At 73.5% G+C, this 26,252-nt stretch carries 24 protein-coding genes; 15 read left to right on the forward strand and 9 right to left on the reverse strand.

Annotation, left to right across the window (positions count from 1 at the left end; genetic code table 11):
- Positions 1-23 precede the first annotated feature (23 nt).
- The 3 genes from MHW47_RS12880 to MHW47_RS12890 form a co-directional block, all read right to left on the reverse strand.
- Positions 24-1,535, reverse strand: a complete 1,512-nt coding sequence (locus MHW47_RS12880; protein WP_239223024.1) for an ABC transporter substrate-binding protein — start codon at positions 1,533-1,535, stop codon at positions 24-26.
- Positions 1,536-1,780: 245 nt separating this feature from the next.
- A complete protein-coding gene (locus MHW47_RS12885) occupies positions 1,781-2,770 on the reverse strand; it encodes a methyltransferase dimerization domain-containing protein (RefSeq protein WP_239223025.1) in 990 nt (329 codons plus the stop codon).
- 76 nt (positions 2,771-2,846) lie between these two features.
- Positions 2,847-3,803, reverse strand: coding sequence for an aldo/keto reductase (locus MHW47_RS12890; RefSeq protein ID WP_239223026.1), 957 nt, complete (start codon positions 3,801-3,803; stop codon positions 2,847-2,849).
- 103 nt (positions 3,804-3,906) lie between these two features.
- On the opposite strand from MHW47_RS12890, the gene MHW47_RS12895 reads away from it, so the two are divergent.
- A complete protein-coding gene (locus tag MHW47_RS12895) occupies positions 3,907-4,647 on the forward strand; it encodes an SDR family NAD(P)-dependent oxidoreductase (protein WP_239223027.1) in 741 nt (246 codons plus the stop codon).
- A gap of 82 nt (positions 4,648-4,729) precedes the next feature.
- Here MHW47_RS12895 and MHW47_RS12900 read toward each other — a convergent pair whose 3' ends face one another.
- Complete coding sequence (locus MHW47_RS12900) at positions 4,730-6,133, reverse strand: amidohydrolase family protein (protein ID WP_239223028.1); 1,404 nt, start codon at positions 6,131-6,133, stop codon at positions 4,730-4,732.
- Between the two features lie 100 nt (positions 6,134-6,233).
- Between MHW47_RS12900 and MHW47_RS12905 the strand changes: the two genes are divergently transcribed.
- The 4 genes from MHW47_RS12905 to MHW47_RS12920 are packed head-to-tail and all read left to right on the forward strand — an operon-like array spanning position 6,234 to position 10,562.
- Positions 6,234-7,343 (forward strand): zinc-binding dehydrogenase, encoded by a 1,110-nt coding sequence (locus MHW47_RS12905; RefSeq protein WP_239223029.1) that lies wholly within the window; start codon positions 6,234-6,236, stop codon positions 7,341-7,343.
- A 26-nt stretch (positions 7,344-7,369) separates the two neighbouring features.
- Complete coding sequence (locus tag MHW47_RS12910; protein ID WP_239223031.1) at positions 7,370-8,332, forward strand: aldo/keto reductase; 963 nt, start codon at positions 7,370-7,372, stop codon at positions 8,330-8,332.
- Positions 8,333-8,376: 44 nt separating this feature from the next.
- Positions 8,377-9,354 (forward strand): alpha/beta hydrolase, encoded by a 978-nt coding sequence (locus MHW47_RS12915; RefSeq protein ID WP_239223033.1) that lies wholly within the window; start codon positions 8,377-8,379, stop codon positions 9,352-9,354.
- On the forward strand, positions 9,351-10,562 hold the full coding sequence (locus MHW47_RS12920) for a multidrug effflux MFS transporter (RefSeq protein WP_239223035.1): 1,212 nt from the start codon (positions 9,351-9,353) through the stop codon (positions 10,560-10,562). The genes MHW47_RS12915 and MHW47_RS12920 overlap by 4 nt, the downstream gene beginning before the upstream one ends.
- 69 nt (positions 10,563-10,631) lie before the next feature.
- On the opposite strand, the gene hpaD is transcribed toward MHW47_RS12920, so the two are convergent.
- Genes hpaD through MHW47_RS12940 form a run of 4 tightly spaced genes read right to left on the reverse strand, consistent with a single transcriptional unit; the run spans position 10,632 to position 15,727 of the window.
- Positions 10,632-11,657, reverse strand: a complete 1,026-nt coding sequence (hpaD, locus tag MHW47_RS12925; RefSeq protein ID WP_239223037.1) for a 3,4-dihydroxyphenylacetate 2,3-dioxygenase — start codon at positions 11,655-11,657, stop codon at positions 10,632-10,634.
- Positions 11,658-11,676: 19 nt separating this feature from the next.
- Positions 11,677-13,176: a 5-carboxymethyl-2-hydroxymuconate semialdehyde dehydrogenase gene (hpaE, locus tag MHW47_RS12930; protein WP_239223038.1), complete on the reverse strand. Its 1,500-nt coding sequence runs from the start codon at positions 13,174-13,176 to the stop codon at positions 11,677-11,679.
- Positions 13,177-13,202: 26 nt separating this feature from the next.
- On the reverse strand, positions 13,203-14,123 hold the full coding sequence (dapA, locus tag MHW47_RS12935) for a 4-hydroxy-tetrahydrodipicolinate synthase (RefSeq protein ID WP_239223039.1): 921 nt from the start codon (positions 14,121-14,123) through the stop codon (positions 13,203-13,205).
- Positions 14,124-14,176: 53 nt separating this feature from the next.
- Positions 14,177-15,727: a fumarylacetoacetate hydrolase family protein gene (locus MHW47_RS12940; RefSeq protein ID WP_275449132.1), complete on the reverse strand. Its 1,551-nt coding sequence runs from the start codon at positions 15,725-15,727 to the stop codon at positions 14,177-14,179.
- A gap of 128 nt (positions 15,728-15,855) precedes the next feature.
- Here MHW47_RS12940 and MHW47_RS12945 point away from each other — a divergent pair, with 128 nt between their 5' ends.
- From MHW47_RS12945 to MHW47_RS12985, 9 genes are all read left to right on the forward strand, one after another.
- Positions 15,856-16,605, forward strand: a complete 750-nt coding sequence (locus tag MHW47_RS12945) for an alpha/beta fold hydrolase (protein ID WP_239223041.1) — start codon at positions 15,856-15,858, stop codon at positions 16,603-16,605.
- A 61-nt stretch (positions 16,606-16,666) separates the two neighbouring features.
- Positions 16,667-17,341 (forward strand): GntR family transcriptional regulator, encoded by a 675-nt coding sequence (locus MHW47_RS12950; protein WP_239223042.1) that lies wholly within the window; start codon positions 16,667-16,669, stop codon positions 17,339-17,341.
- 187 nt (positions 17,342-17,528) lie between these two features.
- Complete coding sequence (locus MHW47_RS12955) at positions 17,529-18,662, forward strand: phosphotriesterase (protein ID WP_239223043.1); 1,134 nt, start codon at positions 17,529-17,531, stop codon at positions 18,660-18,662.
- Positions 18,659-19,729, forward strand: coding sequence for a phosphotriesterase (locus MHW47_RS12960; protein WP_239223044.1), 1,071 nt, complete (start codon positions 18,659-18,661; stop codon positions 19,727-19,729). The genes MHW47_RS12955 and MHW47_RS12960 overlap by 4 nt, the downstream gene beginning before the upstream one ends.
- A 34-nt stretch (positions 19,730-19,763) precedes the next feature.
- Positions 19,764-20,741, forward strand: a complete 978-nt coding sequence (locus MHW47_RS12965) for an alpha/beta hydrolase (RefSeq protein WP_239223045.1) — start codon at positions 19,764-19,766, stop codon at positions 20,739-20,741.
- 73 nt (positions 20,742-20,814) lie between these two features.
- The gene (locus tag MHW47_RS12970; protein ID WP_239223046.1) at positions 20,815-22,527 is read left to right on the forward strand and encodes an amidohydrolase; all 1,713 of its coding nucleotides are present in this window, start codon (positions 20,815-20,817) and stop codon (positions 22,525-22,527) included.
- Positions 22,528-22,649: 122 nt separating this feature from the next.
- Positions 22,650-22,862, forward strand: coding sequence for a hypothetical protein (locus tag MHW47_RS12975; protein ID WP_111339059.1), 213 nt, complete (start codon positions 22,650-22,652; stop codon positions 22,860-22,862).
- A gap of 19 nt (positions 22,863-22,881) precedes the next feature.
- The gene (locus MHW47_RS12980) at positions 22,882-23,346 is read left to right on the forward strand and encodes a hypothetical protein (protein WP_239223048.1); all 465 of its coding nucleotides are present in this window, start codon (positions 22,882-22,884) and stop codon (positions 23,344-23,346) included.
- Positions 23,347-23,480: 134 nt separating this feature from the next.
- Positions 23,481-24,692: a metallophosphoesterase gene (locus tag MHW47_RS12985; RefSeq protein ID WP_239223050.1), complete on the forward strand. Its 1,212-nt coding sequence runs from the start codon at positions 23,481-23,483 to the stop codon at positions 24,690-24,692.
- Between the two features lie 102 nt (positions 24,693-24,794).
- Here the strand turns inward: MHW47_RS12985 and MHW47_RS12990 are convergent, their stop codons facing one another.
- Positions 24,795-25,193: a nuclear transport factor 2 family protein gene (locus MHW47_RS12990; RefSeq protein ID WP_239223052.1), complete on the reverse strand. Its 399-nt coding sequence runs from the start codon at positions 25,191-25,193 to the stop codon at positions 24,795-24,797.
- Between the two features lie 243 nt (positions 25,194-25,436).
- On the opposite strand from MHW47_RS12990, the gene MHW47_RS12995 reads away from it, so the two are divergent.
- On the forward strand, positions 25,437-26,252 hold an 816-nt coding region (locus MHW47_RS12995; protein WP_239223054.1), incomplete at its 3' end, for an AfsR/SARP family transcriptional regulator.

The raw sequence follows: 26,252 nt of genomic DNA on the forward strand, positions 1-26,252 counted from the left end.
GGCGGCCCCCGCCTGTACGGGTACTAGCCGCGCTGGACGAACCGCAGGGTCGGGAACATCATTCCGGTGATCGGGGTGACGGTGATGCCCTTGACGCTGAAGTAGGTGTTGTTCGCCTGGTACCAGACGTCCTGCCAGGCCTGTTCGGTGATTTCCTTGTTGAGCTGCTTGATGAGGGGCACCTGGGCGTCGCCGGTGGCCGCCTCGATCTTGCCGACGAGTTCCTTGACCTTGGGGAAGTCGTCGGTGGAGGGGTTGGGGTTGAACCACTGCTGGGAGGTGATCCGGCCGTCGACCGAGGCCGCCGGGTTGGAGTCCAGGGCCAGGACCGCCACGAACATGGGGAAGGTGGCGGCGTTCTTCTGGTAGTCGGCGGGTGACAGGTTCTTCCAGGTCACCTTGATCCCGATCTTGCCCAGGGTCTGCTGGACCGAGGGCTGCCACGGCTGGAAGATCGACGACATCGGCATGGTGACCTTGAAGCCGTCGGGGTAGCCGGCCTCGGCCATGAGCTGCTTGGCCTTGTCCAGGTCGAAGGCGTACCGGGAGTTCAGCGACTCGTCGTAGACGGGGCGGCCGGCCGGGAAGACCTGGTTGGTGGCCACGCCGGCGTTCTGGCCGACGGACTTGAGCATGGCGGCGCCGTCGAAGGCGTGGCTGATGGCGCGGCGCACCCGGACGTCGCCCAGGGGCTTGAGCTGCTTGCCGGTCCGGTCGGTGTACTGGAGGCCGACCCAGGTAGCGACGTCGGAGGAGACGTTCCAGCCGTTGTCCTTGGCGCGCGGGATGTCCGCGGCGTTGGCGTAGGCGATGTCGAGCTGGCCGGAGAGCATGGCGTTGAAGCTGGCGGTCGGGTCGGCGATGGGCTGGATGTGGACGGTGGAGAAGGGGAAGGTCTTGTCGTCCCAGTGTCCGGACTTCTTGGCGAAGACGTATTCGGAGCCGGGCGTCGACTTGCTCTTCTCGTACGTGTAGGGGCCCGAGCCGACCGGCTTGTCGGTGAGGGTGTCCGCCTTGATCGCGGCGGGCGAGGCCATCCAGCTGCGGCCGATGCCCATGTAGTAGAGGAGGGCGTCGTCCTTCTTCTTCAGGTGGAGGGCGATGGTGTCCGCGTCCACCTTCTTGATGTCGGTGACGTTGTCGTAGGTGGAGCCGGAGCGGACGCCGGCCTTGAGGTGTTCGAGGTTCTGCACGGCCGCGTCGGCGTCGAAGGCCTGGCCGTCGCTGAACTCGACCCCGGTGCGCAGGTCCATGGTGAGGGTCAGGAAGTCCGCGGAGTACTTCCACTCCTTGGCCAGGCCGGGGATGGGGTTGGAGTCCTTGTCCAGGGAGACCAGCGGGTCGTAGAGGGCCGAGAGGTAGGGGCCGTCGAAGCCGATGTCGGCCTGGGCGGGATCCCAGGAGGTGACGTCGAGGAGGGTGCCTATCCTGATGTCCTCGTCCGCGGTACCGCTGCCGGAGGTGGTCGTGTTGGTGCACGCGGCCATCGCCGTCGCGGCTACCGCGACGACTGTGGCTCTCCAGATTCGCTTCATGGAGTCTTCTCTCACGTAAGAAGGGGCGCTGGTACCAGATCGATGCGGGAGAGGAAACGGCCGGCCCTCTCGCCGTCACAGCGCTCGGCGCAGATATGAGAGTGGGTGCGCGGAAGAGTTCGCCTGCCCGCCACCTCACGTGTCGTGGCCGTTAGTCTACGGCCGTCGGCGAAAAAGGCAATGGCCCCGCCGCGGCCAATTCGGGAGCGACGGGGCCATGTTTCGCCCCAGGGACAATGCGCAGGTCAGACGGCTTCCGCGACCACCACGCGGGGGCTTCCGGGCAGGGCGATCACCTCACGCCGTCGCCACCCCGCCGCCTCCAGCCAGGCGGTGACGTCGGCCTCCGGATACACGACCGTGCCGTCGATGACGAAGTACTCCCCCGCGTGCAGGGCGTCGATCGGCCGCTGGCGCTCGTCGTCGTCCAGCAGGAAGTCCAGCAGCAGCAGGGTGGCGCCGGACCGCGCGGCGGCGCGCGCGTTCACGAGGATGGCGCGGTTCTGCTCGGCCGTGAAGCGGTGGATCACGTGGTTGACCATGACGAGGTCGTGCTCACCGCCCGGCGCGGCCGTGCCGGTGGGCGCGGGGTCGATCACGGCCCGGTCCGAGAGGCCGGCCGCGGCCAGCGCCTCGGTGAGCGACTCGGTGGAGGCCGGGTCGAAGACGAAGCGGGCCGACAGCTCCGGGTTGGCCCGCAGCGCGCCGAGGGCGAACTCCGGCGAGAGGCCGCCGAGGTCGAGCAGGCTCTCGTAGGGGGTGAAGTCGAAGGACCGGGCCAGCATGGCGGCGTGCAGGGCGTTGTAGCGCATGACACCGGCCATGAAGGTGGCCCAGCGACCCTCGTCCATCGCCAGCTCGCCGGGCTTGGTGGTGTCGACGGTGGTGTCGAACTGGAGCCAGTGGCCGTAGCTGATCTCGTTCAGAAAGCCGAGGAAGGGGTGGAGGTCCAGTTCACCCTCGCCGCTCAGGTGGGCGGCGGCGTCCGGGGCGAGCCGGTAGCGGCCCCCGGCGCGCTCCAGCAGGCCCAGGCCGTTCATGGCGTCGGCCAGGATGCGGGTCATCTGTTCGCTGAGCCCGGTCGCGGCGGCGAGCCCGGCCACGTCGCGCTCGCCGTCCGCGAGGGCGCGGAAGAGGCCGGTGCGGGCGGCGGCGAAGAGCTGCTTGGCGCCCATGTAGCCGATCGCGATGTCGACGATGCGGTCGGGCGTGGCGGGGGTGGCGGTGCTGGTCATGCGGTCCTCCTGAGGGTGGGGTCGGTGGTCGTGCGGCGGGTAGAGGCGCGGCGGGGTCCGGCGGGGCCGGGCCCGGTCACCAGGAGCCGTCCGGGGCGACGTCGCGGTCGAGCCAGAGGTCGGCCACGGCCTCGCGCAGGGCCGCCGCGCCCACCCGGTCGAGCAGGGCGACGGCGCCGGCGTTGTCCTCCAGCTGAGCCTGCCGGGAGACCCCGACCAGGACGTTGGCGGTCGCCGGGTTGGCCAGGCAGAACGCGATGCCCACCTGGGCGGGGGTGGCCCCGAGGCTCTCCGCCAGCTCCCGGACGCGCGGGTATGCGTCGGCGACGCGCTCCCGGATGCCGCCGACGTCGGCGCCGATCTTGCGGTTCGGCCGGAGGTTCCCGACCAGGATGCCGCCCTCGAAGACGTCGGACGCCTGGAGGGCCAGGTCCCCCGACTCGAAGAGCGGGGCGTAATAGCGTCCCTCGGCCATGGACCTGCGGACCAGGCCGTACTTGAGCTGGGCGAACGACGGCGGCACCAGACCGCGCTCCCGGGCGACGTCGAGCGCGGCCCGCAGGTCTTCGTAGCGCCAGTTGTTGACGCCCCAGGTGGTGAAGCGGCCGGCCTCGATCTGCTCGGCGACGTCGGTGACGACCCGCTCGACGTCGAGGTCGCCGACATAGTCGCCGACGACGACCAAGTCGGCGCTCTCGACGCCCACGCGTTCCAGCGAGGTCTCCATCTGCTGCGTGAAGCCGGTCGCCGGGTAGTCCCAGAGCCAGAGCTTCCCGCAGAACCGCCAGTCGGCGCGGGCGAGCCCGGCCTCCCGCACGGCACGGCCGAAGATCAGATCGGTGCGGGCGTTCTCCGCGTGGGGGCCCATGTTGTAGTGCGCGACGTCGAAGAAGGCACAGCCCAGCTCGGCCGCCCGTGCCACCAGCGACACCGCGTCGTCGAAATCCATCCGGTCCCAGGTGTTCCAGGACCCCAGGGCCAGGACCGGCACCTCGGGGCCACCGGGGCCCAACGGACGGCGGGGAACAGACATTTCAGCGCTCAAAGCTCCTCCCGAAGCCTCGGCTTTTTCGTCTACGCTTGTATACTATAAATCGGACCGCCGTGACAGAGGTCTCGGCGCGAGGGGAGTGACGATGAAGCGCACACGCACCGTGCTGGTGACCGGCGGAGCCGGCGGGATCGGCCGGGCGGTGGCCGCGGCCTTCGCCGCCGCAGGGGACACCGTGGTGATCGCCGACCGGGACGCGGAGCGCGTCACGGCAACGGCCGCGGAACTGGGCCTGCACGGCCTGGCCCTGGACATCACCGACGAGGACCGGATAGCGAGCGGGCTGGACGCCCTCCAGGAACGGTTCGGGCCGGTCGAGGTGCTGGTGAACAACGCCGGCCTGCTGACACTGCACGGCACGGTGCTGGAGCTGCCCGGCGCCGACCTGGACACGATTCTGCGCACCAACGTGGTGGGCACCTTCCTGATGACCCAGCACACCGCCCGGCGGATGGTCGAGGCCGGGGTCGCCGGGGCGATCGTCAACATCTCCTCGATCGGCGGCCGGCAGCCCACGCCGGGCATGGGCGGCTACGAGAGCAGCAAGGCCGCCGTGGACGCGCTCACCCGCTGGGCGGCCGTCGAGCTGGCCGCGCACGGCATCCGCGTCAACGCCGTGGCGCCCGGTCCGGTGCTCACCGACATGCTGGCCGCGGGGATGCCGGAGGGTTCCCCGCAGCGCAAGGCGTGGGAGGACCGCATTCCCCTCAAGCGCCTGGCCCCGGTGGAACAGGTCGCCGCGGCGGCCGTCTTCCTCGCCGGGGACTCCGCCGCCCACATCACCGGCACCAGCCTCCCCGTGGACGGCGGCCAGCTCCTCACATGACCCCGCCCCGACCGCGGGAGCGGCCCCGGACCGGGCGCGATGCCCGGTCCGGGGCCGCTCCCGTACGGGGGGGCGCCCGCCGTCAGACCGTCTCCGCGCCCCGGTCCGGGGACGGGGCCGTGCGGTCGTGGACGATCCTGCCGTCCACGACGGTCAGGTCCACCTCGACGTCCGGCAGCTCGGCCGGGGTCACGGTGAGCGGATCGGCGGCCAGCACGCACAGGTCGGCCGCCATGCCCGGCGCCAGGGTTCCCTTCCAGGAGGCGGCCGCGTCCTGGCGGGCCGGCTCGACCGTGTAGCAGCGCAGCAGCCGCTCCATGCGCGCCCGGGGGTCGGCCGCCGCGCCCATCCAGGCGTCGGCGGCGGCGATCTGGCGCCGCCAGTCGGGCGAGAGCACGGGGGCGTCGGAGGTCAGGCACATGGTCACGCCCGCGTCCAGCGCCGCCTGCAGCGGCCACGCCGCCTCCGCCGAGCCCGCGCCGAGCGCGTCGTCCACCAGGGAGCGGGTGCGCACCGCGATCTCCGGCTGGGTGTCCAGGCCCACCCCGAGGGCGGCCATCCGGCGCAGCTGGGGGCCGGTGACGAGGTCGCCGTGGATGATGTAGTGCCCCAGGTCGACGTCGCGCTCGGCCCTGGCGCGTTCGACCGCGTCGAGCGTGACGTCGATGGAGCGGTCCCCGGTGGCGTGCACGCCGACCTGCTGCCCGGCCCGGTGCGCGGCGACGATCATCCGCGCCAGGTTGGCCTCGCGTTCGGCGTCGTCACCGCCCGCGACCAGGAGGGAGGGGCGGACGCCGTCGGCGTAGCAGTGGTGGGTGTAGGCGGAGCGCATCGGCGGTATGCCGTCGGCGAATATCTTGACGCCCGCGAACCGCAGCCAGCGCGGGTCGGCGGTCGTGCCGTCGGCGGCGCCAAGCCCGGCGAGGAAGTGCTCCAGGTCGCTGGGGCCGTCCAGTTCGCCGTACAGCCGGAGCACGGTGATCCGGGCCCGCAGCCGTCCCTCGGCGGCGAGCGCGCGGTACTGCTCGGCGACCGCGGTGCCGAAGGCGCCGGTCCTGCCGCCGTCCTCGCCGGGGCCGAGGCCGGGCTCGGTGTAGCTGGTGATGCCGAGGGAGGCGGCGAGGTCGCCGGTGCGCAGAATGGCCCGGCGGCGCGCGGCGTCGTCGTGGAGCGGGCGCTCGGGGGGCGGGCCGGGCGCGGCATCGTCGCCGAAGAGCGTGTCGGGCCACATGGCGCCCAGCCAGGTGCCGTGCAGATGGGCGTCGTTGATGCCGGGCAGGACGGCGCGTCCGGCCAGGTCGACGACGCGGGTGCCGGCGCCGGCGAGCGCCAGGACCCCGGGATCGTCGCCGATCCGGACCACGGTTCCGCCGCGCAGGGCCACGGCGGTCGCGCCCGGGCCGCCGGGCGCCATGGTGTGGACGACACCCCCTCGCAGGATCAGGTCGGCCGGTGCATTTCGGGCGTCGCCGTCGGCTGTGCGCACGGGTGCTCCTCGTCGCTCTCAGGGGCTCGACATTTGAGTCGACAGTCGTAGACTAACCCATCGTCGAGCCCCTTGATCCGCTCGATACGAAGGAGTTGTGATGGACATTCCCTCCTCGACACGCGCCGCCGTACTCACCGCACACGGCGCCTCGTTGGACCTCACCGACCTGCCCCTGCCGCCCGCCCCGGAACGCGGGGCGGCCCTGGTGCGCATCGTCCGCACGACTCTGTGCGGCACCGACATAGAAATCTGGTCGGGCAGGATGACCCTCCCCGGCATGCTGCCGATGGTGCTCGGCCACGAGATGGTCGGCGAGATCGTCGCGCTCGGCGAGGACACCCGGGACGCGCTGGGCCGCAAGCTGTCCGTCGGCGACCGCATCGGCTGGTCGGAGTCGACCTGCGGCGCGTGCCACGGCTGCACGGTGCTGCGCGAGCCGGTCGCCTGTTCGTCCCGCGGCTACGGCTTCCTGCAGCGCGCCGACGTCCCGCCGTACGCCACGGCCGGACTGTGCGAGTACGCCTACGTCGTCCCCGGCGCCGCCAAGCTGCGGCTGCCCGAGGAGATCCCCGACACCTGGGCCGCGATGGCCGGCTGCGCGGCGAAGACCGTGCTGCGGGCGTTCTCACGGGCCGGCGGCGTCCGCCCCGGCTCCCGGGTCGTCGTCCAGGGCTCCGGCGCCCTCGGCCTGTTCGCGACCGCGGTGGCCCGGATCGGAGGCGCCGGCACCGTGATCAACGTCGGGGCGCCCCCGGCCCGGCTGGCACTGGCCGACGCGTTCGGCGCCGACGCCACCGTGGACATCGCCACCGGCTCGGAGGCGGTCGTCTCCCGGGTCCGGGACCTGACCGGCGGCCACGGCGCCGATCTGGTCCTCGACTTCGCGGGCGCCCCCTCGGTGGGCCGGGAGGCCGTCGAGATGGCCGCCCAGCGCGGCCGGATCGTCGTCGTGGGCAGCACCGGACCGGACTGCGAACCGATCGCGCTCGGCACGGTGATGGGCAAGGAGCTGACGATCACCGGCTCCCTCAACGGCGACATCGCCGACTACCACGAGGCCATCGGCTTCTTCACCTCGTTCGCCGGCCGCATGCCCTGGGACCGGCTGTTCGGCGAGCCGGTCGGCCTGTCCGGTGCCTCGGACCGCATCGCCGCGATGAGCAGGCACGAGGAGATCAAGGCCGTCATCGATCCCCGGCTCGCCTGAGCGGCCCGGAGAAAGGAACCACGCACGTGACCACCACCCCGCTCCCCCGTCGCCGGATCGGCGACAGCGACCTGGAGGCGTCGGCGCTGTCCCTCGGCTCCTGGCACACCTTCGATCGGATGGACTTCGCGGACGCCGTCACCATGGTCCGCCACGCGCTCGACGAGGGCGTCAACCTGTTCGACGTCGGCGTGTACGGCATGCCCGGCATGCCCCCCGTCTTCACCGATGTGATCTGGGGCTCCATCATGCGGGCCACCGGCGCCCCCCGGGACGCGTACCTCGCGTCGGTGAAGCTGTGGATCGAGGGCTTCGGCGAGCAGGGCTTCGCCCCGCAGCTGGAGAACGTGTTCCTGCGCACCGGCCTGGACCACGCCGACCTGGTGATCCTCGGCGACCTGCGGCGCGACGACGTACGCCTGGAGGACCTCGTCGACGACCTCGCCGCGCTCACCGGGGCCGGGCTGATCCGCGCCTGGGGCGTCAACAACTGGTCGGCGACGAACATCCGCGCCCTGCGCCGTATCGCCGCCGAACGGGGCGTGGCCGGGCCGCAGATCGCCCAGCTGAAGTACAGCCTGGCGCGGCGCTCCATCCCGGACGGCGAACCGTTCGCCGGGCTGTTCGCGGACGGGTTCACCATGCAGGCGTCCGACGTCCTGGAGGGCGGCATCCTGGCCGGCCGCACCTCGCCCGAGCGGGAGATCGGCCGCGACCCCGGCTCCGTCCGCGAGGCGATCGTGGCGACCGTCCCCGGCATCACCGCACTCGCCGCGGACCTCGGCACCACCCCGGCCCAGCTCGCCGTCGCGTTCACGCTGACCCACCCGGCCAACGTGACGACGCTGATCGGCGCGTCCCGGCTGGAGCAGGTCGAGCAGAACCTGGCCGCCCTGGACCTGGTGCGGCGGGTCGGCGCCGAGGAGCTGCGCTCCCTGGCCGAACCGTTCTGGTGCGACCGCGGCGTCGTCGACCCGGAAGGGCCCTGACCGTGACCCCGTCACCACGACCGGACGCGGCGCGCCTTTTCCCCGTGCCCGTCCCCTACGACCCGGAACTCGAACCGGGGCTGGCGGCCTGCCGCGACCTCATCGAGAGGATCCCGCTGCGGCCGGACACCATCCTGGCCAACCGGGCGCACTTCGAGACGATCGTGCCTCCGGTCGAGGCCGCCGTGGGGGACCGTCCGGTGGAGGTCGAGCACCGCACCGTGCCGGGTCCGGCGGGCGCGCCGGACGTCGAGCTGACGATCCTGCGCCCCCGGGGCGAGGTCCGGGACGCGCCCGGCATCTACGGCGTCCACGGCGGCGGCATGGTCCTCGGCAACCGGTTCTTCGGCATCGCCGGCCTCATCGAGGAGGTGCTGGAGTACGGCGCCGTCGCCGCCAGCGTCGAATACCGGCTGGCTCCCGAACATCCCGCGCCCGCCGCCGCCGAGGACTGCTACGCCGGTCTGCTCTGGTTCGCCGGGCACGCGGCCGAGCTGGGCGTCGACCCCGCCCGGATCCTGGTCGGCGGGGCGAGCGCGGGCGGCGGACTGAGCGCGGCCCTCGCCCTGATGGCCCGCGACCGCGGCGGTCCGGCCCTGGCCGGGCAGCTGCTGGACTGCCCGATGCTGGACGACCGCAACACCACCGTGTCCAGCAGGCAGTACGACGGCATCGGCATCTGGGACCGGAACAACAACGACACCGGCTGGTCGGCGCTGCTGGGCGCGGACCGGGGCACCGACGCCGTCTCGCCGTACGCGGCGCCGGCCCGGGCCACCGACCTGTCCGGGCTGCCGCCGGCGTACATATCGGTCGGCGCGGCCGAGGTGTTCCGCGACGAGTCGGTGGAGTACGCCACCCGGATCTGGGCGGCCGGCGGCCGGTGCGAGCTGCACGTCTGGGCGGGTGGCTACCACGGCTTCACCGGCTTCTCGCCGGACGCCGAGGTGTCCCGGGCCGCCGTGGCCGCCCGGTCCTCCTGGATGCGGCGCGTCCTCGGCGACGGCGGCCGGCCCCGGTGAGCGACACCGCCGGACACGGCGCGGCACGCGTGATGAGCGCGCGCCGCGCCGCGTTCGTCCTGGGGTCGCTGGAGGTGTTCGGGCCGCTGTCGATGGATCTGTCCATGCCGCTGCTGCCGCAGCTCGCCAAGGACCTGGACACCAGCAGCAGCCTCGCCCAGGCGTCCATGTCGGTGTGCATGCTGGGGCTCGCGCTGGGCCAGCTCGTGACCGGTCCGCTCAGCGACCGGTTCGGCCGGCGGCGGCCGCTGCTGTGGGGCATCGCCCTGTTCACGCTGTTCTCTGTGCTGTGCGCGTTCGCGCCCACCGTCGAGATCCTGCTCGTCACCCGGTTCCTGCAGGGGCTCACCGGGTCGGCCGGGGTCGTCATCGCCCTGGCCGCCGCCCGGGACATCGCCTCGGGCATCGAACTGGCGCGGCTGCTCAGCCTGCTCGGGCTGGTGGGCGCGCTGGCCCCGATCCTGGCCCCGGTGGCGGGCGGGCAGCTGGCGGCGTTCCTGGACTGGCGGGGCCTGTTCCTGGTCCTCGCCGGGGTCGGCGGGATACTCCTGGCCGTCGCGGGCACCGCGCTGCCGGAGACCCTGCCGGCCTCGCAGCGGCACGCGGGCGGGTTCGCCGCGACCGGGCGCCGGTTCGGCACGGTCCTGCGCGACCGGCTCTTCGTCTGCTACCTGCTGGTGGGGGCGTGCACCGGCACGGCCTTCTTCACGTACCTGGCGTCGATCAGCTTCGTGCTCCAGGACGGCCACCACCTCAGCCCGCAGGCGTTCAGCGCGGTGTTCGCGGCCAACGCGATCGTGGCCGTGTTCGGGTCGCTGTTCAACCGCGGGGTCGTACGCCGGGCCGGGCCCGCGCGCATGTACGTGGTGGGCACGACGGCGACCGCGGTGGCCGCGCTGGGCCTGCTCGGCGCCGTACTCACCGGTTCCGGGCTGCCGCTGCTGCTCGTGGTGCTCGCGCTGGTGCTGTTCTGCTACGGCGTCATCAGCCCGAACAGTTCGGCGCTGGCCCTGGCCGGCCACGGCGAGCGCGCCGGCACCGCGGCGGCCCTGCTGGGCATGTCGAGCTTCGCCGTGGGTCCGGTGGTCGCTCCGCTGGTCGCACTGGGCGGGGCGGCCGACCTCACGATGGCCCTCACCATGGCGGCCGCCACCGCCGTGGCGTGCCTGCTGGTGTGGACGACGGTCCGGCCCCGGCTGCGCCACTGAACCCGCCCGGGCGACACGGAGGAGCCGGACCGCTCACCGCGGTCCGGCTCCTCTGTCCCGCGGGACGGGTCAGTCGGCCTGCCCGCCCGGTGCCACGATGCCCAGGCCGTCGGCGCCGACCTGGACGGCGGACTCGTCGAGCACCGCCTCGGCGACGGGCTGGAGGCGGCCGTCGAGGTCGAGGACCGGGGACGCCTCCTTGTACCAGGACTCGATCACGGCGTTGCCCCAGAAGTCCCGGCGGCGGTCGTCGCGGACGTTCCACCGGTAGGTCTCGTGGTCGGGGTCGCCCGTGTAGTAGTCGGAGGTGTAGATCTCAACCCGGTGCCCGTCCGGGTCGCGCAGGTAAAGGTAGAAGGCGTTGGAGACCCCGTGCCGGCCGGGGCCGCGCTCGATGTGGTGCTCCTTGCGCAGTGAACCGAAGAGGTCGGCGGTGCGCAGCACCTGGTGGGACTCGTGGGTGGCCACGCCCACGTGGTGCAGCCGGGGTCCGGCGCCGCCGGTGAAGGCGACGTCGTGGACGGTCTGCTTGCGATACATCCACGCCGCGTACAGCTCGTGCTCGTCGCCCTCGATGGTCTCCGAGCAGCCGAAGCCCAGGGCCTTGTAGTGGCTGTAGGCGGCGGGGATGTCGGGGGTGCAGATGTTGAAGTGGTCCAGGCGCGCTATCTCGGCGCCCCGGCGCAGGTCGTAGCGCTGGATGAGGCGCTCGGCGCGCTCGATCTCGTGGAAGAACTCCACCGGGAAGCCGAGCGGGTCGACGACGCGGACGGCGTCGCCGACGCCCGGCGTGCCCGCGCCCCTGGGGACACGGCGCACGGGCCGGCCCAGGGCGCGGAAGTACGCCTCGGCGCGGTCGACGTCCTCGGGGGTGCGGACGCGGTAGGAGATGTGGTCCAGGGCCGCGGTTTCGCCCTTGCGCAGCACGAGGGAGTGGTGGGTGAGTTCGTCGGTGCCGCGCAGGCACAGCAGGGAATCGTCCTCGTACTGGATGTGGAAGCCGAGCATGTCGCCCCAGAACCAGCGGGCCCGGTCCAGGTCGGTGACGACCAGCTGGGCGTAGGCGGAGCGGACGACGTCGGGAGGTGTACTCATGGGTACGGCTCCTTGAGGGTCAGGACGCGCCGAAGCGGGGGGTGTGGGGGTCGCCGAGCATCACGTGGACGATCTTCGACTCGGTGTAGAAGTCGATGCTGTGCGCACCGCCCTCCCGGCCCAGACCGGAGGACTTCACTCCGCCGAAGGGTGTGCGCAGGTCACGGACGTTGTGGGAGTTGATCCAGACCATACCCGACTCGACCGCGTGTGCGACGCGGTGGCCGCGCTTGAGGTCGGAGGTCCAGATGTAGGCCGCGAGGCCGTACTCGGTGGCGTTGGCCAGTTCGACGGCCTCGGCCTCGTCGTCGAAGGGGGCGACGGCCACGACCGGGCCGAAGATCTCCTCCTGGAAGATCCGGGCGTCGCGGGAGACGCCGGCGAAGACGGTGGGCTGGAGGTAGTTCCCCTCGGGAAGGTGGGCGGGGCGCTCGCCGCCGGCCACCAGCTCGGCCTCCTGCCGCCCGATCTCGACGTACTCCAGGACACGGGCGTAGTGCTCGGGGTGCACGAGTGCGCCGACCTCGGTGGCCGGGTCGGACGGCGGCCCGACCCTGACGTGCTCGGCGCGCTCGGCCAGGCGCCGGGTGAACTCCTCGTACACCGGGCGCTCGACCAGGACGCGGGAGCCGGCGGTGCAGCGTTCGCCGTTGAGGGAGAAGACGCCGAAGACGACGGAGTCGAGCGCCGCGTCGAGGTCGGCGTCGGCGAAGAGGACGACCGGGGACTTGCCGCCCAGCTCCATCGACGTGGTCTTCAGGTGCGTGGCGGAGCTGCGGACGATGTGCCGGCCGGTGTCCGTGGAGCCGGTGAAGGAGATCAGCGGCACGTCCGGGTGGTCCACGAGGGCCTGGCCGGCCTCCTCGCCGATGCCGTGGACGATGTTGACCACACCGGTGGGCACGCCGGCCTCGTCCAGGATCTCCGGCCACAGGCTGGCGGACAGCGGGGTCCACTCGGCGGGCTTGAGGACGAGGGTGCAGCCGGAGGCCAGCGCGGGGGCCAGCTTCCAGCTCTCCAGCATGAACGGCGTGTTCCAGGGGGTGATCAGCCCGGCGACGCCGACGGGGGTGCGGACGACGTAGTTGATCTGCTGCTCGCCGGCCCGGAACGCCTCCTCGCCGAGGGCGACGACGACGTCCCCGAAGTAGCGGAAGTTCTCGGCGGCGCGCCGGGCCTGACCCCGGGCCTGGGTGATGGGCAGGCCGGAGTCGAAGGTCTCCAGCGCGGCCAGCCGCTCCTCGCGGGCCTCGACGGCGTCGGCGATCCGGTACAGGACGCGGGCGCGTTCCCGGTTGCCGAGCCGGGACCAGGCGGGGAAGGCGGCGCGCGCCGCGGTGACGGCGCGGTCCACGTCGGCGCGGTCACCGGCCGCGACGGTGGCGTAGGGGGCGTTGGAGACGGGGTCGCTGACGGGGAACGTGCGGCCGTCGGCGCTGTCGAGCAGTGCGCCGCCGATCCAGTGGCGGATGCGCTCGGGCAGGTCCTGCGGGCGGTGCCCGGTCGGGTTCGTGGACATGGCGTCTCTTTTCGTTCGGGAAGGGCTCAGAGCTGCTGGGTGAGGTCGCCGCCCTCGGCGAGCAGGGCGCGGATGCGGGTCAGACCGGCCTCGGTGGGCGAGGTCAGCGGCGGACGCACGTGGGCGGAGGCGATCCGGCCCTGCTCCTTGAGCACCCACTTGGCGGGGGCCGGGTTGGTCTCGACGAACAGCAGGTCGACCAGGGGGTGGAGCCGGTAGTGCAGGTCGCGGGCGGCCTCGAAGTCGCCCGCCTCCCACAGCTCGTACATCCGGGCCACCGCGTTCGGTGCCAGGTTGGCGACGGCTGAGACGAATCCGGCGCCGCCGAGCGCGAGGAGCGGCAGGCAGAGCAGCTCGATGCCGGACCAGACCAGCAGTTCGCGGCCGCAGGCGTGCAGGACGCGGGAGAAGTGCTCGAAGTCCTTGGTGGTCTCCTTGACGCCGACGAAGTTGTCGAAGTCGGTGAAGAGTCGCCTGACCGTCTCGGGCGCGATGTCGACGGCGGTGCGCGAGGGCACGTTGTAGGCGACGAGCGGCAGGTCGGGGAACTCGCGGGCCACCGTGGCGTACCACTGGTACAGCGCCTCCTGGGTGGGGCGCGCGTAGTACGGGGTGATGACCAGGGCGGCGTCCGCGCCGAGGTCCTGGGCGGCGGCGGTCATCTCCAGGGTCTCGTCGAGCTTGTGCGAGCCGGTGCCGGGCAGGAAGGCCACCCGGTCGCTGATCTCCCCGGCGGCGGTGCGCATGGCGGCGATCCGCTCGGCGGTGCTCTGGGCGGAAGGCTCCCCGGTGGAGCCGCCGAGGGAGATGCCGTGCGAGCCGGACTCCAGCTGCCAGCGGATCAGGGCGCGCAGGCTGTCGTGGTCGACGGCGCCCTCGTCGGTGAAGGGCGTGACGACGGGGGCGATGGACCCGCGGATGGTGGCGGGGTCGGTGCGGAACTTCATGAGGTGCTCCGTGGTGTGGGTGGCGGGGCCAAGGGGGCGCGCAGGGCGGAGGGTCAGGGCCGGTCGGCGTGCCGGCGCTCGTAGGCGGCGCGCCAGGCGGGGCCGAGCGGGTACAGGCCCTCGACGGGTTCGCCCGCCGCCACCTGCTCGGCGATGAACCGCTCCTGGCGCTCCTGTTCGGTGCTGTCGGCGATGAGCTGTGCGGCCAGGTCCGGGGGGACGACGACGACCCCGTCGGCGTCCCCGACGAGGATGTCGCCGGGCTGGACGAGCGCTCCGCCGCAGGCGACGGGGGTGCCGGTGTCCCAGGGGACGTGCCGGCGGCCGAGGACGGCGGGGTGCTCGGCGGCGTAGTAGGTGGGCAGGCCGAGGGCGGCCACGGCGGCGCTGTCCCGCAGGGCGCCGTCGGTGACGATTCCGGCCGCGCCGCGCTGCCGGGCCCGCAGGGCGAGGATGTCGCCGATGGTGCCGGCGGTGGGGTCGCGCCGGGCGTCCATGACCAGCACTTGGCCCGGGCGCAGTTCTTCCACGGCGCGCTTCTGGGCGTTCATGCCGCCGCCGTACCGCTCGAAGAGGTCCTCCCGCAGCGGCAGGTAGCGCAGGGTGTGGGCGGTGCCGACCAGCTTGGCTGCGGGGTCGGTGGGCCGGACGCCGTCGATGGTCATGTGCTGGAGGCCGCGCTTGCGCAGCTGGGAGCTGAGGGTCGCGGTGGCCAGGCCGCGCAGCGCTTCGGCCGTCTCCGGGTCCAGCGCGGGTTCGGCGGGACGGGCCGCGCCCCAGGCGTCGGCGCGCAGTGCGGCGTCGACGCGGGGCATGGCGCCCCAGGCGGCCAGCTCGTGTCCGGCCTCCGTGACGGTGTTGCTCAGCCGGCCGGTGGAGATGTCCTGGTCCGGGCCGGTGACCTCGACCTCGACCACGTCGCCGGGCGCCACCACGGACGCCCCGGCGGGGGTGCCGGTGAGGATGACGTCGCCGGGTTCGAGGGTGACCAGACGGGAGAGGTCGGCGACGAGGTCGCCGAACGGGAAGAGCAGGGTGGAGGTGTCGGCGTCCTGCGCCACCTCGCCGTTGACCCAGGTGCGCAGCCGGAGCGCGGCGGGGTCGAGCCGGGCGGCGTCCAGCAGCCGGGGGCCGAGGGGGGTGAAGCCGTCGGCCCCCTTGGAGCGCAGGTTGGAGCCCCGGTCGGCGTGGCGCAGGTCGTAGGCTCCGGCGTCGTTGGCCCCGGTCACCCAGGCGATGTGGCTCCAGCCCTCCTGGGGGGTGACCCGGTGGGCGCGCCGGCCGACGACGAGGGCGATCTCCCCCTCGAAGGACATGAGTTCACAGCCTGCGGGGCGGACCAGGGGGTCGCCGGTGCCGGCGAGCGAGGAGGGCGGCTTGAGGAAGTAGGACGGCTGGCCGGGGACGCGGCCCCGTTCCTTCGCCCGGCAGCGGTAGTTGAGGTGGACGGCGATGATCTTCGAGGGCTGGGTTCCCAGCGGGTGCGGCATGGGAGTTCTCCCTGTGCGTGAGCTGCGTGGGGCACTGTTCCGTCGGAGGAAGCGGCGGGGCGGGCGACGGGCCCCGAGGCCGGCGGGCCCCGGATTCTCGGGTGGCGCCGCCATTAATCGTATACGATATCATGCACGTTTTAGAAGGGAAGCATCCGCCGCGCGAACCTCGGAAGCAAGGGGCGACGGGCGGGATACAGTGGCCAGATCGTATACGAAAATAGATGTGAGGAGTCCGGGAGATGCGTGAGACCGAGAGCCTGACCGGCCTGGCCGTCCGTAGGTTCACCCCCGAGCGGCCCGTCGGACTGCCGCCCGTGCTGCTCGTGCACGGCTTCGGCTCCGACGGCAGCCGGGACTGGGTGGACACCGGGATCGCCGCCGCGCTGGCGGAGGCCGGGCGCGAGGTGTTCGTGCCGGACCTGCGCGGTCACGGCGACAGCCCCGCCCCCGCGTCGGCCGCCGGTGCGGGCGCCCCGGCCCTCGCCGGGGAGCTGGTGGAGGTCCTGGACGAGGCGGGCGTCGCGGAGTTCGACGCGGTCGGGTACTCACTGGGCGCGCGACTGTCCTGGGAGCTGCCCGTGGTGGCCCCGGGGCGGGTCGGCCGCACCGTCCTCGGCGGCCTCGGCCCCGGCGAGCCGTTCGAGGCGGTGGACGTGCCCGCGCTGCACCGCGCGGTCGCCGGGGGCACGGAACCGGCCGACCCCTTCACGGCCATGATCGCCGGCATGATCAGCACGCACGGGGACCGGGCCGCCGGGCTCGCCCGGTGCGTCGAGGGACTGCTCGCCACCCCGTTCGCACCCCGGGGCTGGGCGGGCGCGACACCGCCGCTGTTCGTCGTCGGCGCGGACGACATGATGACCCGGGGCATCGAGCGGGTGGTCGCCCTCGCGGAGGGCGCCGAGCTGGTCACCGTGCCCGGACAGCACCACGAGGTCCTCGCCGGTGAGGCGTTCCGCCGTACAGTCCTGGAAGCCCTCGCGGGATGAACGTACGAGTACACGACCGGGTCCGCCTCGCGGCCGCCCGGCACGGGGTAGGGAAACAGGCATGACTGCCACGCAGAAGGACACCCGTTCCAAGGGGTCGAAGGCCGAGGTCAGCTACGAACTGCTGCGCTCGCGCATCCTCGACGGCACGTACGGGCCCGGCTACCGGCTGGTCCTGAGCCAGCTCGCGCGGGAGACCGGGGTCAGCACGATCCCGCTGCGCGAGGCCCTGCGCCGGCTCCAGTCGGACGGGCTGGTCGAGGTCGTGCGCAACATCGGCGCGCGGGTGGCGGTGTTCGACGCCGCCCAGGTGGAGCACGCCCTCCAGGTGCTGGCCCGGCTGGAGGGATACGCGACCGCGATCTCCGCCCCGCACATGACCGCCCGGCACGTCGAGCGGTCCCGCGAGATCAACGCCCGGATGACGACGGCACTGGAGGACTTCGACCCCGCCGCCTTCACCGCGCTCAACCGCGAGTTCCACTTCTCCCTGTACGAGCACTGCCCCGACGACCACCTGGTCGGACTCCTGGAGGCGGAGTGGGCACGCCTGGACCACATGCGCCGCTCGACCTTCTCGCACGTGCCGGGGCGGGCCCGCCGTTCCGTGGCGGAGCACGAGCGGATGCTGGAGCTGATCGCGGCCGGTGCGCCGGCCCGGGAGATCGAGCAGGTCGCCTGCGCCCACAAGGTGGCGACCGCCGACGCGCTGCACCGCTCGCAGGCCCCGCAGTAGCCCGACGGCGGTCCCGGCCGGTCCCCCGCGCGGCGCCGCCCGGGGCCGGCCCGCTCGCGTGCGGGTTCCCTCGCCGTCCCCGGAGCTTCTGATTCCGGGGGAGCCCTCCGGAATGGTCCCGAACCGGTGCCAAACCAGTGCCGAATAATCGTATACGATCAGGTATCTCATCTGTTAGCGTGACCGCATGTCCACCACCGACCCGACCGCGGGGTCCGGCACGCCGCCGCCCGCGCCGCCGTCCAGGGGGCACGCCGTCACCGTCACCGGCGAGGTCCCGCCGGACGCGCTGGGCGCCGCGCTCCCCCACGAACACCTGCTGAGCGACTTCGCACCGCCGCACGACACGGCCGAGTCCTGGGCCGCCGTCGGACGCGCCCGCCCCACCGCGGTGAGCCGGCGCCGCTTCTACGCCGCCCCGCTGACGATGGACCTCCTCGGCGAACTCGCCATGGGCGCGCCCAACCGGGACAACTGGCTGCTCGACGACGAGGCTCTCGCCGTACGGGAGGCCGCCGACTTCCGCGCGGCCGGCGGCACCACGCTGGTCGACGTCACCACCCCCGACCTCGGCCGCGACCCGGCGGGGCTGCGCCGGATCGCCGAGGCGACCGGCCTCCGCATCGTCATGGGGTCGGGCCGCCACCACCCGGCCCGGGCGGCCGGCCGCGGCGTCCCGGTCCCCTCCGCCGGGCCCGGCGCCGACCGCCTGGCCGAGGAGATCGTGCGCGACCTCACCGAAGGCGTGGACGGGGTGCGGGCCGGTCTCATCGGCGCACTCGCCGCACTCGACCCGGACGAGCCCGCCGAGCGCGCGGTCCTCGTCGCGGCGGCCCGCGCCTCGGCCTCCACCGGCGCCCCGATCTCGGTCGCCCGCAGCGCCGACGCCACCGTCCAGCAGCGGGTGCTCGACCTGCTCGCCGCCGAGGGCGCGGACCTCACCCGGGTGGCCGTGGCCCGCTGCGACCCGCTGTCGCCACGCCCGGACGACCTCGAACCGCTCCTGGAACGCGGGGTGTTCGTACAGTTCGACCAGCTCGGCCGACTGCCGTCGGTGCTCAGCGTCAGCGACGACCAGGACGCCGCCGCCGCCGTGCTGGAACTCGCCCGCCGGGGCCACGCCGACCGGATCCTGCTCTCCCAGGACGTCCACACCAAGTCACGGCTGCTCGCCCACGGCGGCGGCGGATACGGCTTCGTCCTGCGGCAGTTCGTGCCCTACCTGCGGATGCTCGGCGGCGACGACGCCCTCATCGAGTCCGTCACGGTGCGCAACCCCCGCCGCCTGCTCACCCTCACGCACCGGAGGACCACCTCGTGAGCCGCTACCCCTTCGCGATCCCGGACCTGTCCGGCCGGGCCCTGACCGTCGCGGGCCCCGTGGACCCCGCCGCGCTCGGCCCCACCCTCATGCACGAGCACCTGTTCGTGGACCTGCGGCGCCCCCCGCGCTTCCACCGCCCCGGCGAGGACTCCCCCGAGGCCGCCGAACCGCTCACCCTCGCCAACCTGGCCCGCACCCGGCACGGACACCCCAACGCCGACAACGACGTGCTGGACGACCCCGACGAGATGCTGGCGGAGGTCCTCGCCTTCGCGCACAGCGGCGGCGGCACCGTCGTCGAGGTCTCCCCCGCCGGGCTGGGCCGCGACCCCGAGGGGCTGCTGCGGCTCTCCCGCGCCTCCGGGCTGCACATCGTGATGGGCGGCGGCTGGTACACCCCGGCCTTCCACCCGGCGGACATGGACGAGCGCACCGTGGACGAACTGGCCGACGCCGCCGTCCGCGACATCGTCATCGGCGTCGACGGCACCGGCATCCGGTCCGGCGTCATCGGCGAGGTCGGCGCGGACTCGGTCCCGCTCAGCGACAACGAGCTGAAGAGCGTCCGGGCGAGCGGCCGGGCGAGCCGGGTGACCGGAGCGCCGGTCACCTTCCACGTCGGCGGCGTCGGTGAGGACAAGCTCCGGGTGCTCGACATCCTCGCGGAGGAGGGCGTGGACCCGTCGAGCATCGTGCTCGGCCACGCCATGGAGGTCGCCGCCGACCCGGACCTGGGCCGGCGCGTCCTGGACCGCGGCGTCTTCGTGGAGTTCGACTTCCTGACCTCGCCCGGCAGCCCCTGGGGCCATCTCTTCCTCAGCAGCGACCACAAGGTGGCCCGCGGCATCGCGGAACTGGTCGAACGGGGCCACACCGGGCAGATCCTCCTCGGCCACGACGTGTGCCAGAAGATCCAGCTCAAGAAGTACGGCGGCCAGGGATACGACTACATCCCCCGGCATTTCCTGCCCGCCCTGCGCCGGCTCGGGGTGAGCGAGACGGCACTGCACACGATCATGGTCGACAATCCCGCGCGCGCCCTCGCCTTCGCCGCGCCCCGGTGAGCGCCGACCGTCCACTCGTTCCCGAGGGAGAAGCATGAGCGTCACCCCCGTACCCTTCGACCCGGCGCTCGGCGCGGTGCTCGACTCGATGCCCCGCGACGGGGAGACCGCCCCCGGCCCGGACACCGTCGGCGCGATCCGCGCCTCCGCGGGCGCCTTCCCCGTACCGCCCCTCGCCGAGGTCATCGGCAACCGGGCCGTCGACGCCGAGGACCTGACCATTCCGGGCCCCGAGGGCGCCCCCGGCCTGGCCGTCACCGTGCTGCGCCCGCGCGGCCGGACGGAGCCGCTGCCTGCGCTGTACAACATCCACGGCGGCGGCATGATCAGCGGCAACCGCCACCAGGACACCCCCCGCCTGGTGGACCTCGTCGACGCGCTCGGCGTCGTCGCCGTCAACGTCGAGTACCGGCTCGCCCCGGAGCACCCGGACCCGGCGCCGGTCGAGGACTGCTACGCCGGGCTGCGGTGGATGGCGGAGTACGCCGGGGAACTGGGCATCGACGCCGGGCGCATCGTCGTGATGGGCGGCAGCGCGGGCGGCGGCCTCGCGGCCGGGGTCGCGCTCCTGGCCCGCGACCGCGAGGGCCCGCACCTGGCCGGGCAGTTGCTGCTGTGCCCGATGCTGGACGACACCAACACCACGGTCTCCAGCCACCAGTACACCGACCGCGGCACCTGGCGCCGGCCGATGAACGTCGTGGCGTGGCAGGCGCTGCTCGGCGACGACGCGGGCGACCCGGCCGCCGCGGTGTCCCCGTACGCGGCCCCCACGCGGGCCACCGACCTGTCCGGCCTGCCACCCGCCTTCGTCGAGGCGGGCGCCGCCGAGCTGTTCCGGGACGAGGACGTCAACTACGCCTCCCGGATCTGGGCGGCGGGCGGCCACGCCGAACTGCACATCTGGCAGGGCGCGTTCCACGGCTTCGACGTCTTCGCCCCGGACCACGAGGCGACCCGCGCCGCGCTGGCCTCCCGCCGGTCCTGGCTGCGCCGCGTCCTCGGCCTGTGACCCGACCGGCTCGGACCGGCACCCCCTCCCCCCTCTCCCTCCATCTCTGTTTCACCAGCCAGAAGGGCCACCCATGCCGGAGACAGCGGACCTCATCCTGACCGGCGGCGACGTCCTGACCATGGACGACGCCTTCTCCGTCGCCGAGGCGGTCGCCGTGCGGGACGGCCGGATACTCGCCGTGGGCGGCGACGCGGAGATACGGGCCCTGGCCGGACCCGGCACCCGCGTCGTGGAACTGGCCGGGCGCACGGTGCTGCCCGGCATCAACGACTCGCACCTGCACGCTGCGGCGTGGGCACTGACCAGCCCGCCGTTCGCGCTGGACCTCGGCCACCCGGCCGTGGAGTCGATCGCCGGCATCGCCGACGCGGTGCGCGAGGCCGCCGCCGGCACGCCCGCCGGGCAGTGGATCACCGGCCTCGGCTGGGACGTCGGCTATCTGGCGGAGTGCCTGGCCCATCCGGCCCGCCGCCCGCACCGCGCCGACCTGGACGCCGCCGCGCCCGACCACCCGGTCTGCCTCACCGACTTCTCCGGCCACATGGTGTGGGTGAACTCCCGCGCCCTCGAACTCGCCGGGATCGACCGGGACTTCGAGGCCCCGGCGGGCGGGGTGATCGACACCGACGCGGCGGGCGTCCCCACCGGGGTCCTCAAGGAGACGGCGCAGGCCCTCGTGCAGGGCCTGGTGCCCCCGGTGAGCGTGGCCCAGCGCAAGGAGGCCGTCCTGTCGGCGGTGCGCGCGCTGCACGCCCTGGGCATCACCAGCTACACCGAACCGGGCCTCGGACCGGGCGGCGCCGAGATCCTGGGCGGCGGCCTGGACACCGCCACCCTGCACGCCTACGTCGAACTGGCCCGCGCCGGACGGCTGGAGGCCCGTGTGCGCGCGCTGCTGCTGCCCGCGCCGATGGGCGGCTCGGCGGCCGACGTACGGGCCGGCCTCGACGGGGCGGCTGCCGTGCCGGACGACGTGGACGAGCGGCGGCTGGCCGTGATCGGCGTCAAGGTGTTCGCGGACGGGGTGCCGCCCAACGAGACCGCGTGGATGCACGAGCCCTACCCGGGCGGCGGCCACGGCGGACTCTGCGTGCACGGCGCCGACAACGGCCTGAAGGAGGCCGAGCTCGCCGAGATGATACGGATCGCCCACACCGCCGGATACCAGCTCGGGGTGCACGTGACCGGCGACCGCGCCATCGACAGCGTGGTCGACGCCTTCGCCGCCGCCCAGCTCGCCCACCCCCGCCCGGACGCCCGGCACTACGTCATCCACGGCGACTTCGCCTCCCGGCGGAGCCTGGAGAAGCTGGCCGCCCACGGCTACGGCATCAACATGAACCCGGCCATCAAGTGGACCATCGCGGACCTGATGGACGGCGTCGTCGGCAGCGCGCGCTCCGGCTACATGTGGCCGGTGCGGTCGGCGGTGAAGGCGGGCATCGCCGTCTGCGTCGGCTCGGACGCACCGATCACCGCGCCGGACTGGCGGCGCGGGGTCGCCGCGATGCTGCTGCGCGAGTCCAAGGCCACCGGCCGGGTCAGCGGACCCGAGCAGTGCGTGCCGCTGGAGACCGCGCTGCGCGCGTACACCGTCAACGCCGCCCGGCAGGACTTCGCCGAGTCCTGGAAGGGCACCGTGGAACCCGGCAAGGTCGCCGACCTGTGCGTCCTCGGCGGCGATCTCCGCGCGGCCGATCCGCACGACATCCCGGACCTGCCCGTCGACATGACGGTGTTCGACGGACGGATCGTCCACGAACGGGACGGCGGCGAGGGCTGAGCGCGGCCGGGAACTGCCGGACGCCGCGGACTGCCGGTCGACCGCCGTCGTAACTGCCGGTCGGGGCGGGGGGCGGCGCATAGCGTGCAGGCCACCACGTCCCCAGTACTAGGGAGTCGACCATGAAGAACTCGTCCCGGACGGCGGCGGCCACCGGCGCCGCCGCTCTCCTCGCCGCGGGTCTGCTGGTGGCCGGCGCGACCACCGCGTCCGCCGCGCCCGCCAACGGTGAGCGCATCACCTCGCTGGAGCAGCTGAAGGCACACATCGAGCAGGCCACCCACCTGGACGCCGGCGGGCCCCTGGGCACCGACCCGGTCGGCCAGGCCGTCTGACCGCCGGAGGGCGAGGACCGTGGACGAGAAGGAGACCCCGACGAGCTGGTGTCCCAGCGGTGACGCCCACGCGCCCGAGTCGGTCGTGCTGGGCGTACGGTCCGGACAGGACGGCCGGGTCGTGTACCTGGCCGACCCGGTACCGGCGTCGCAGGTGCTGGGCGAGGTGCCCGAGGGAGTCGAACCGCGGCGCATCCTGCGGTTCGCCTCGCACTGTGTCTCCGGCTGCGCCAACCGCCGGGGCAACGACTGCACCCTCATCGAACGGGTGCTGGCCGCACCCCCGGCGGTCGAGTCGAACGTGCCGCGCTGCCATCTGCGGTCGCGGTGCCAGTGGTGGGCGCAGAGCGGTGTCGAGGGGTGCCGGCGCTGTCCGGCGGTCTCGACCCGGCATCTCGCCGACGACGAGCTGTCCGGGCTGATCGCGGATCCGAGCACCACCCGTGAACAGCTGGACGCCTGGATCGCCGCCGAGGCCGGCTGATCGTCCCGTTCCTCGCCCCGCCGGAACCGTCCGGCGGGGCGTTCCGGCTGCCCGCGACCGGGCCGGCATGGGGTCCGGTACGAGGGGGTACAGTGCGCGGCGGCATTCCGGCCGGCTGAGGAGGGGGACGACCCGTGACCGACATCGACGAAGCCCGGCCCGCGACCGTGGACGAAGAGGCCGGCCCGCCCCCGCTGCGCCGTGTGCTGCGCTACCTCCCTCTGATCGCGCCCGTGCTGCTGTGGGCCGTGCCCTGCTGGGTGCTGCTGTACACCGGACAGGACTGGCCGCTCCCGGTGACCGCGGGCGGAACCGGTCTGTTCGTCCTCGGGCTCGTCACGATGCCGCTCGCGATGGTGCGCGGGCACGGCAGACGGCAGCGGGACCGGGCCGCGGTCCTCGGCGACACCCTCCTCGGCGCGGTCTGGGTGGTGTTCACCTGGTCCGTGCTGTGCGGTGCGCTGCTGCGGCCGGCCCTGGCACTGATCGGCGCCGGCGCGGACGGCCAGGCACGGGCCCGGATCGTCACCTGGGCGGTCCTCGGCGTCGCCGCCGTCCTGCTGGCCTGGGGGTACGGGGAGGCGCGCCGGGTACCGCGCGTGCGGTCGCTCGACGTGGAGCTGCCCCGGCTCGGCGCCGGCCTTGACGGCACCCGGGTCGTACTCATCACCGACACCCACTACGGGCCGCTCGACCGCACCCGCTGGTCGGAGCGGGTGTGCGCGAAGGTCAACGCGCTGGAGGCGGACCTCGTCTGCCACACCGGTGACATCGCGGACGGCACCGCCGACCGCCGCCGTGCCCAGGCCGCCCCGCTCGGCACGGTGCGCGCCGCCCACGCCCGCGTGTACGTGACCGGGAACCACGAGTACTACAGCGAAGCCCAGGGCTGGGTGGACCTGATGGACGAGCTGGGCTGGGAGCCGCTGCGCAACAGGCATCTGCTGCTGGAGCGCGGCGGGGACACCCTCGTCGTCGCCGGGGTGGACGACATCACCGCCGAGTCCGCCGGGCCGGCCGGTCACCGCGCCCACCTCGCCGGGGCGCTGGAGGGCGCCGACCCCGGTCTGCCGGTGCTGCTCCTGGCCCATCAGCCGAAGTTCGTCGACCGGGCCGCCGAGGGCGGGGTGGACCTCCAGCTCTCCGGCCACACCCACGGCGGCCAGATCTGGCCCTTCCACCATCTCGTCCGGCTCGACCAGCCCGCCGTCGCCGGACTCAGCCGCCACGGGGCCCGGACGCTGCTCTACACCAGCCGGGGCACCGGGTTCTGGGGGCCGCCGTTCCGCGTCTTCGCGCCGAGCGAGATCACCCTGCTGGTGCTGCGCTCCCCGGCGGCTCCCTGAGACGTCCGCGGTCGCGGCGGGCGCCCGCGCCGACGCGCCGCGGCAACCCGGAGCAGTACCGGTTCGGACCGGTGACCGGTGGCCGGGGGCACGGCCTTCCGGTCAGGGCTCCGCGTGGTAGTAGCGCGTACAGGACTCCACCATGCCGTCCGCGGCGATGCGGAAGACGTCCACGAACCGCGCCGTGGTGCCGTCGGGGTCCGTGCCGACGCGCCGGCCGGAGACCACCACGGTGCGGTCGCGGGCGACGACGTGGTCGATCTCGTGGCGGGCGGGGGCGCCGAGGTGGTCGCGGTGGGTGCGCAGGAAGGCGGTGCGGCCGCGGACCGGCGGGGCACCGGGCAGGTCGAGTCCGACGTGTTCGTGCAGCAGCGAGGCGCACGCGTCGAGGTCCCCGGCGTCGAGGTAGTCGTAGACGAGGCGGACGTGGTCGGTGCCCGCGGCGGTGACCAGGTCGTCCGCCGGGTGCGGGGCTGTGGTCGTCCAGGCGTCGGTGTGCATGGACGCCTCCTTTCTCTTTCGCCCGGCACTCTTCCGGCCCCCGCCAACCCCCGCCTATCGCGCCGCTATTGGCGGGGACGGTCACGCTCGGCAGGCAGGATGGACAGATGCGTGAGGGTTGTGAAAACTTTGGGGCTGTTGATCCCGGAGTATCAACGCGCTTACGAGCTGGGGGTCTCGGTGGCCGAGGGTACGACGCACACGGTCCAGGATGCCCCCGGCGCGTCGAGGCCACCCTTTCAATTGCTGGGTCCGCTCCAGGTACGGGGCAAGGACGGCCCGCTGCGGGTGCCGCCGGGTCGCCAGGAGGTCATTCTCGCCGCCCTTCTGCTCGAGGCAAACCGGGTGGTCGGCACGAATTATCTGGTGGACCTCATCTGGGAGGACAACCCGCCGGAGACCGCCCGTACGCAGGTGCAGATCTGTGTCTCCCGGCTGCGGAAGCTGCTGGCCGGTGCGGACAGCACGGTCTCGATATCGACCCGGCCGCCGGGTTACGTCCTGCACGTGGACACCGGGGACGTGGACTCGCTGCTGTTCACCGGCCTGGTCGCGATGGCCAGGCGGCAGCGCGACGAGGGCGAGACGGAGAAGGCGGTGGCGCTGCTGAAGTCGGCGGTGGCGCTGTGGCAGGGGGACGCGCTGGGCGGTCTGGAGAGCGCCCCGCTCGCCAACAAGGCGCGGCAGCTGGACGAGGAGCGGCTGGGCGCGATCGAGCTGCGGATGCAGCTGGAGCTGGAGCTGGGCCGGCACGACCGGCTCGTCGGGGAGCTGCAACTGCTGACCCACGAGCACCCGTTGCGGGAGCGGCTGCGCGGTCAGCTGATGTGTGCCCTGTACTGGTCGGACCGGCAGGCGGAGGCGCTGGAGGCGTTCCGGGACGGGCGCCGCATCCTGGACCAGGAGCTGGGTCTCGAGCCGGGCCGCGAACTGCGGCGCCTGGAGTCGGCGATCCTGGCCGGTGAACTCCCGCCGCCGGTACGGGTGCGGCCGCCCCGCTCGCGTGACGGCGGGGCCGAGGCGTCCGGGCCCGCCGCCGGGGCCACCCGGCAGCCGGCA

Source organism: Streptomyces sp. OfavH-34-F (assembly GCF_022347745.1).
In the GTDB taxonomy this organism is placed as follows: Bacteria; Actinomycetota; Actinomycetes; order Streptomycetales; family Streptomycetaceae; genus Streptomyces.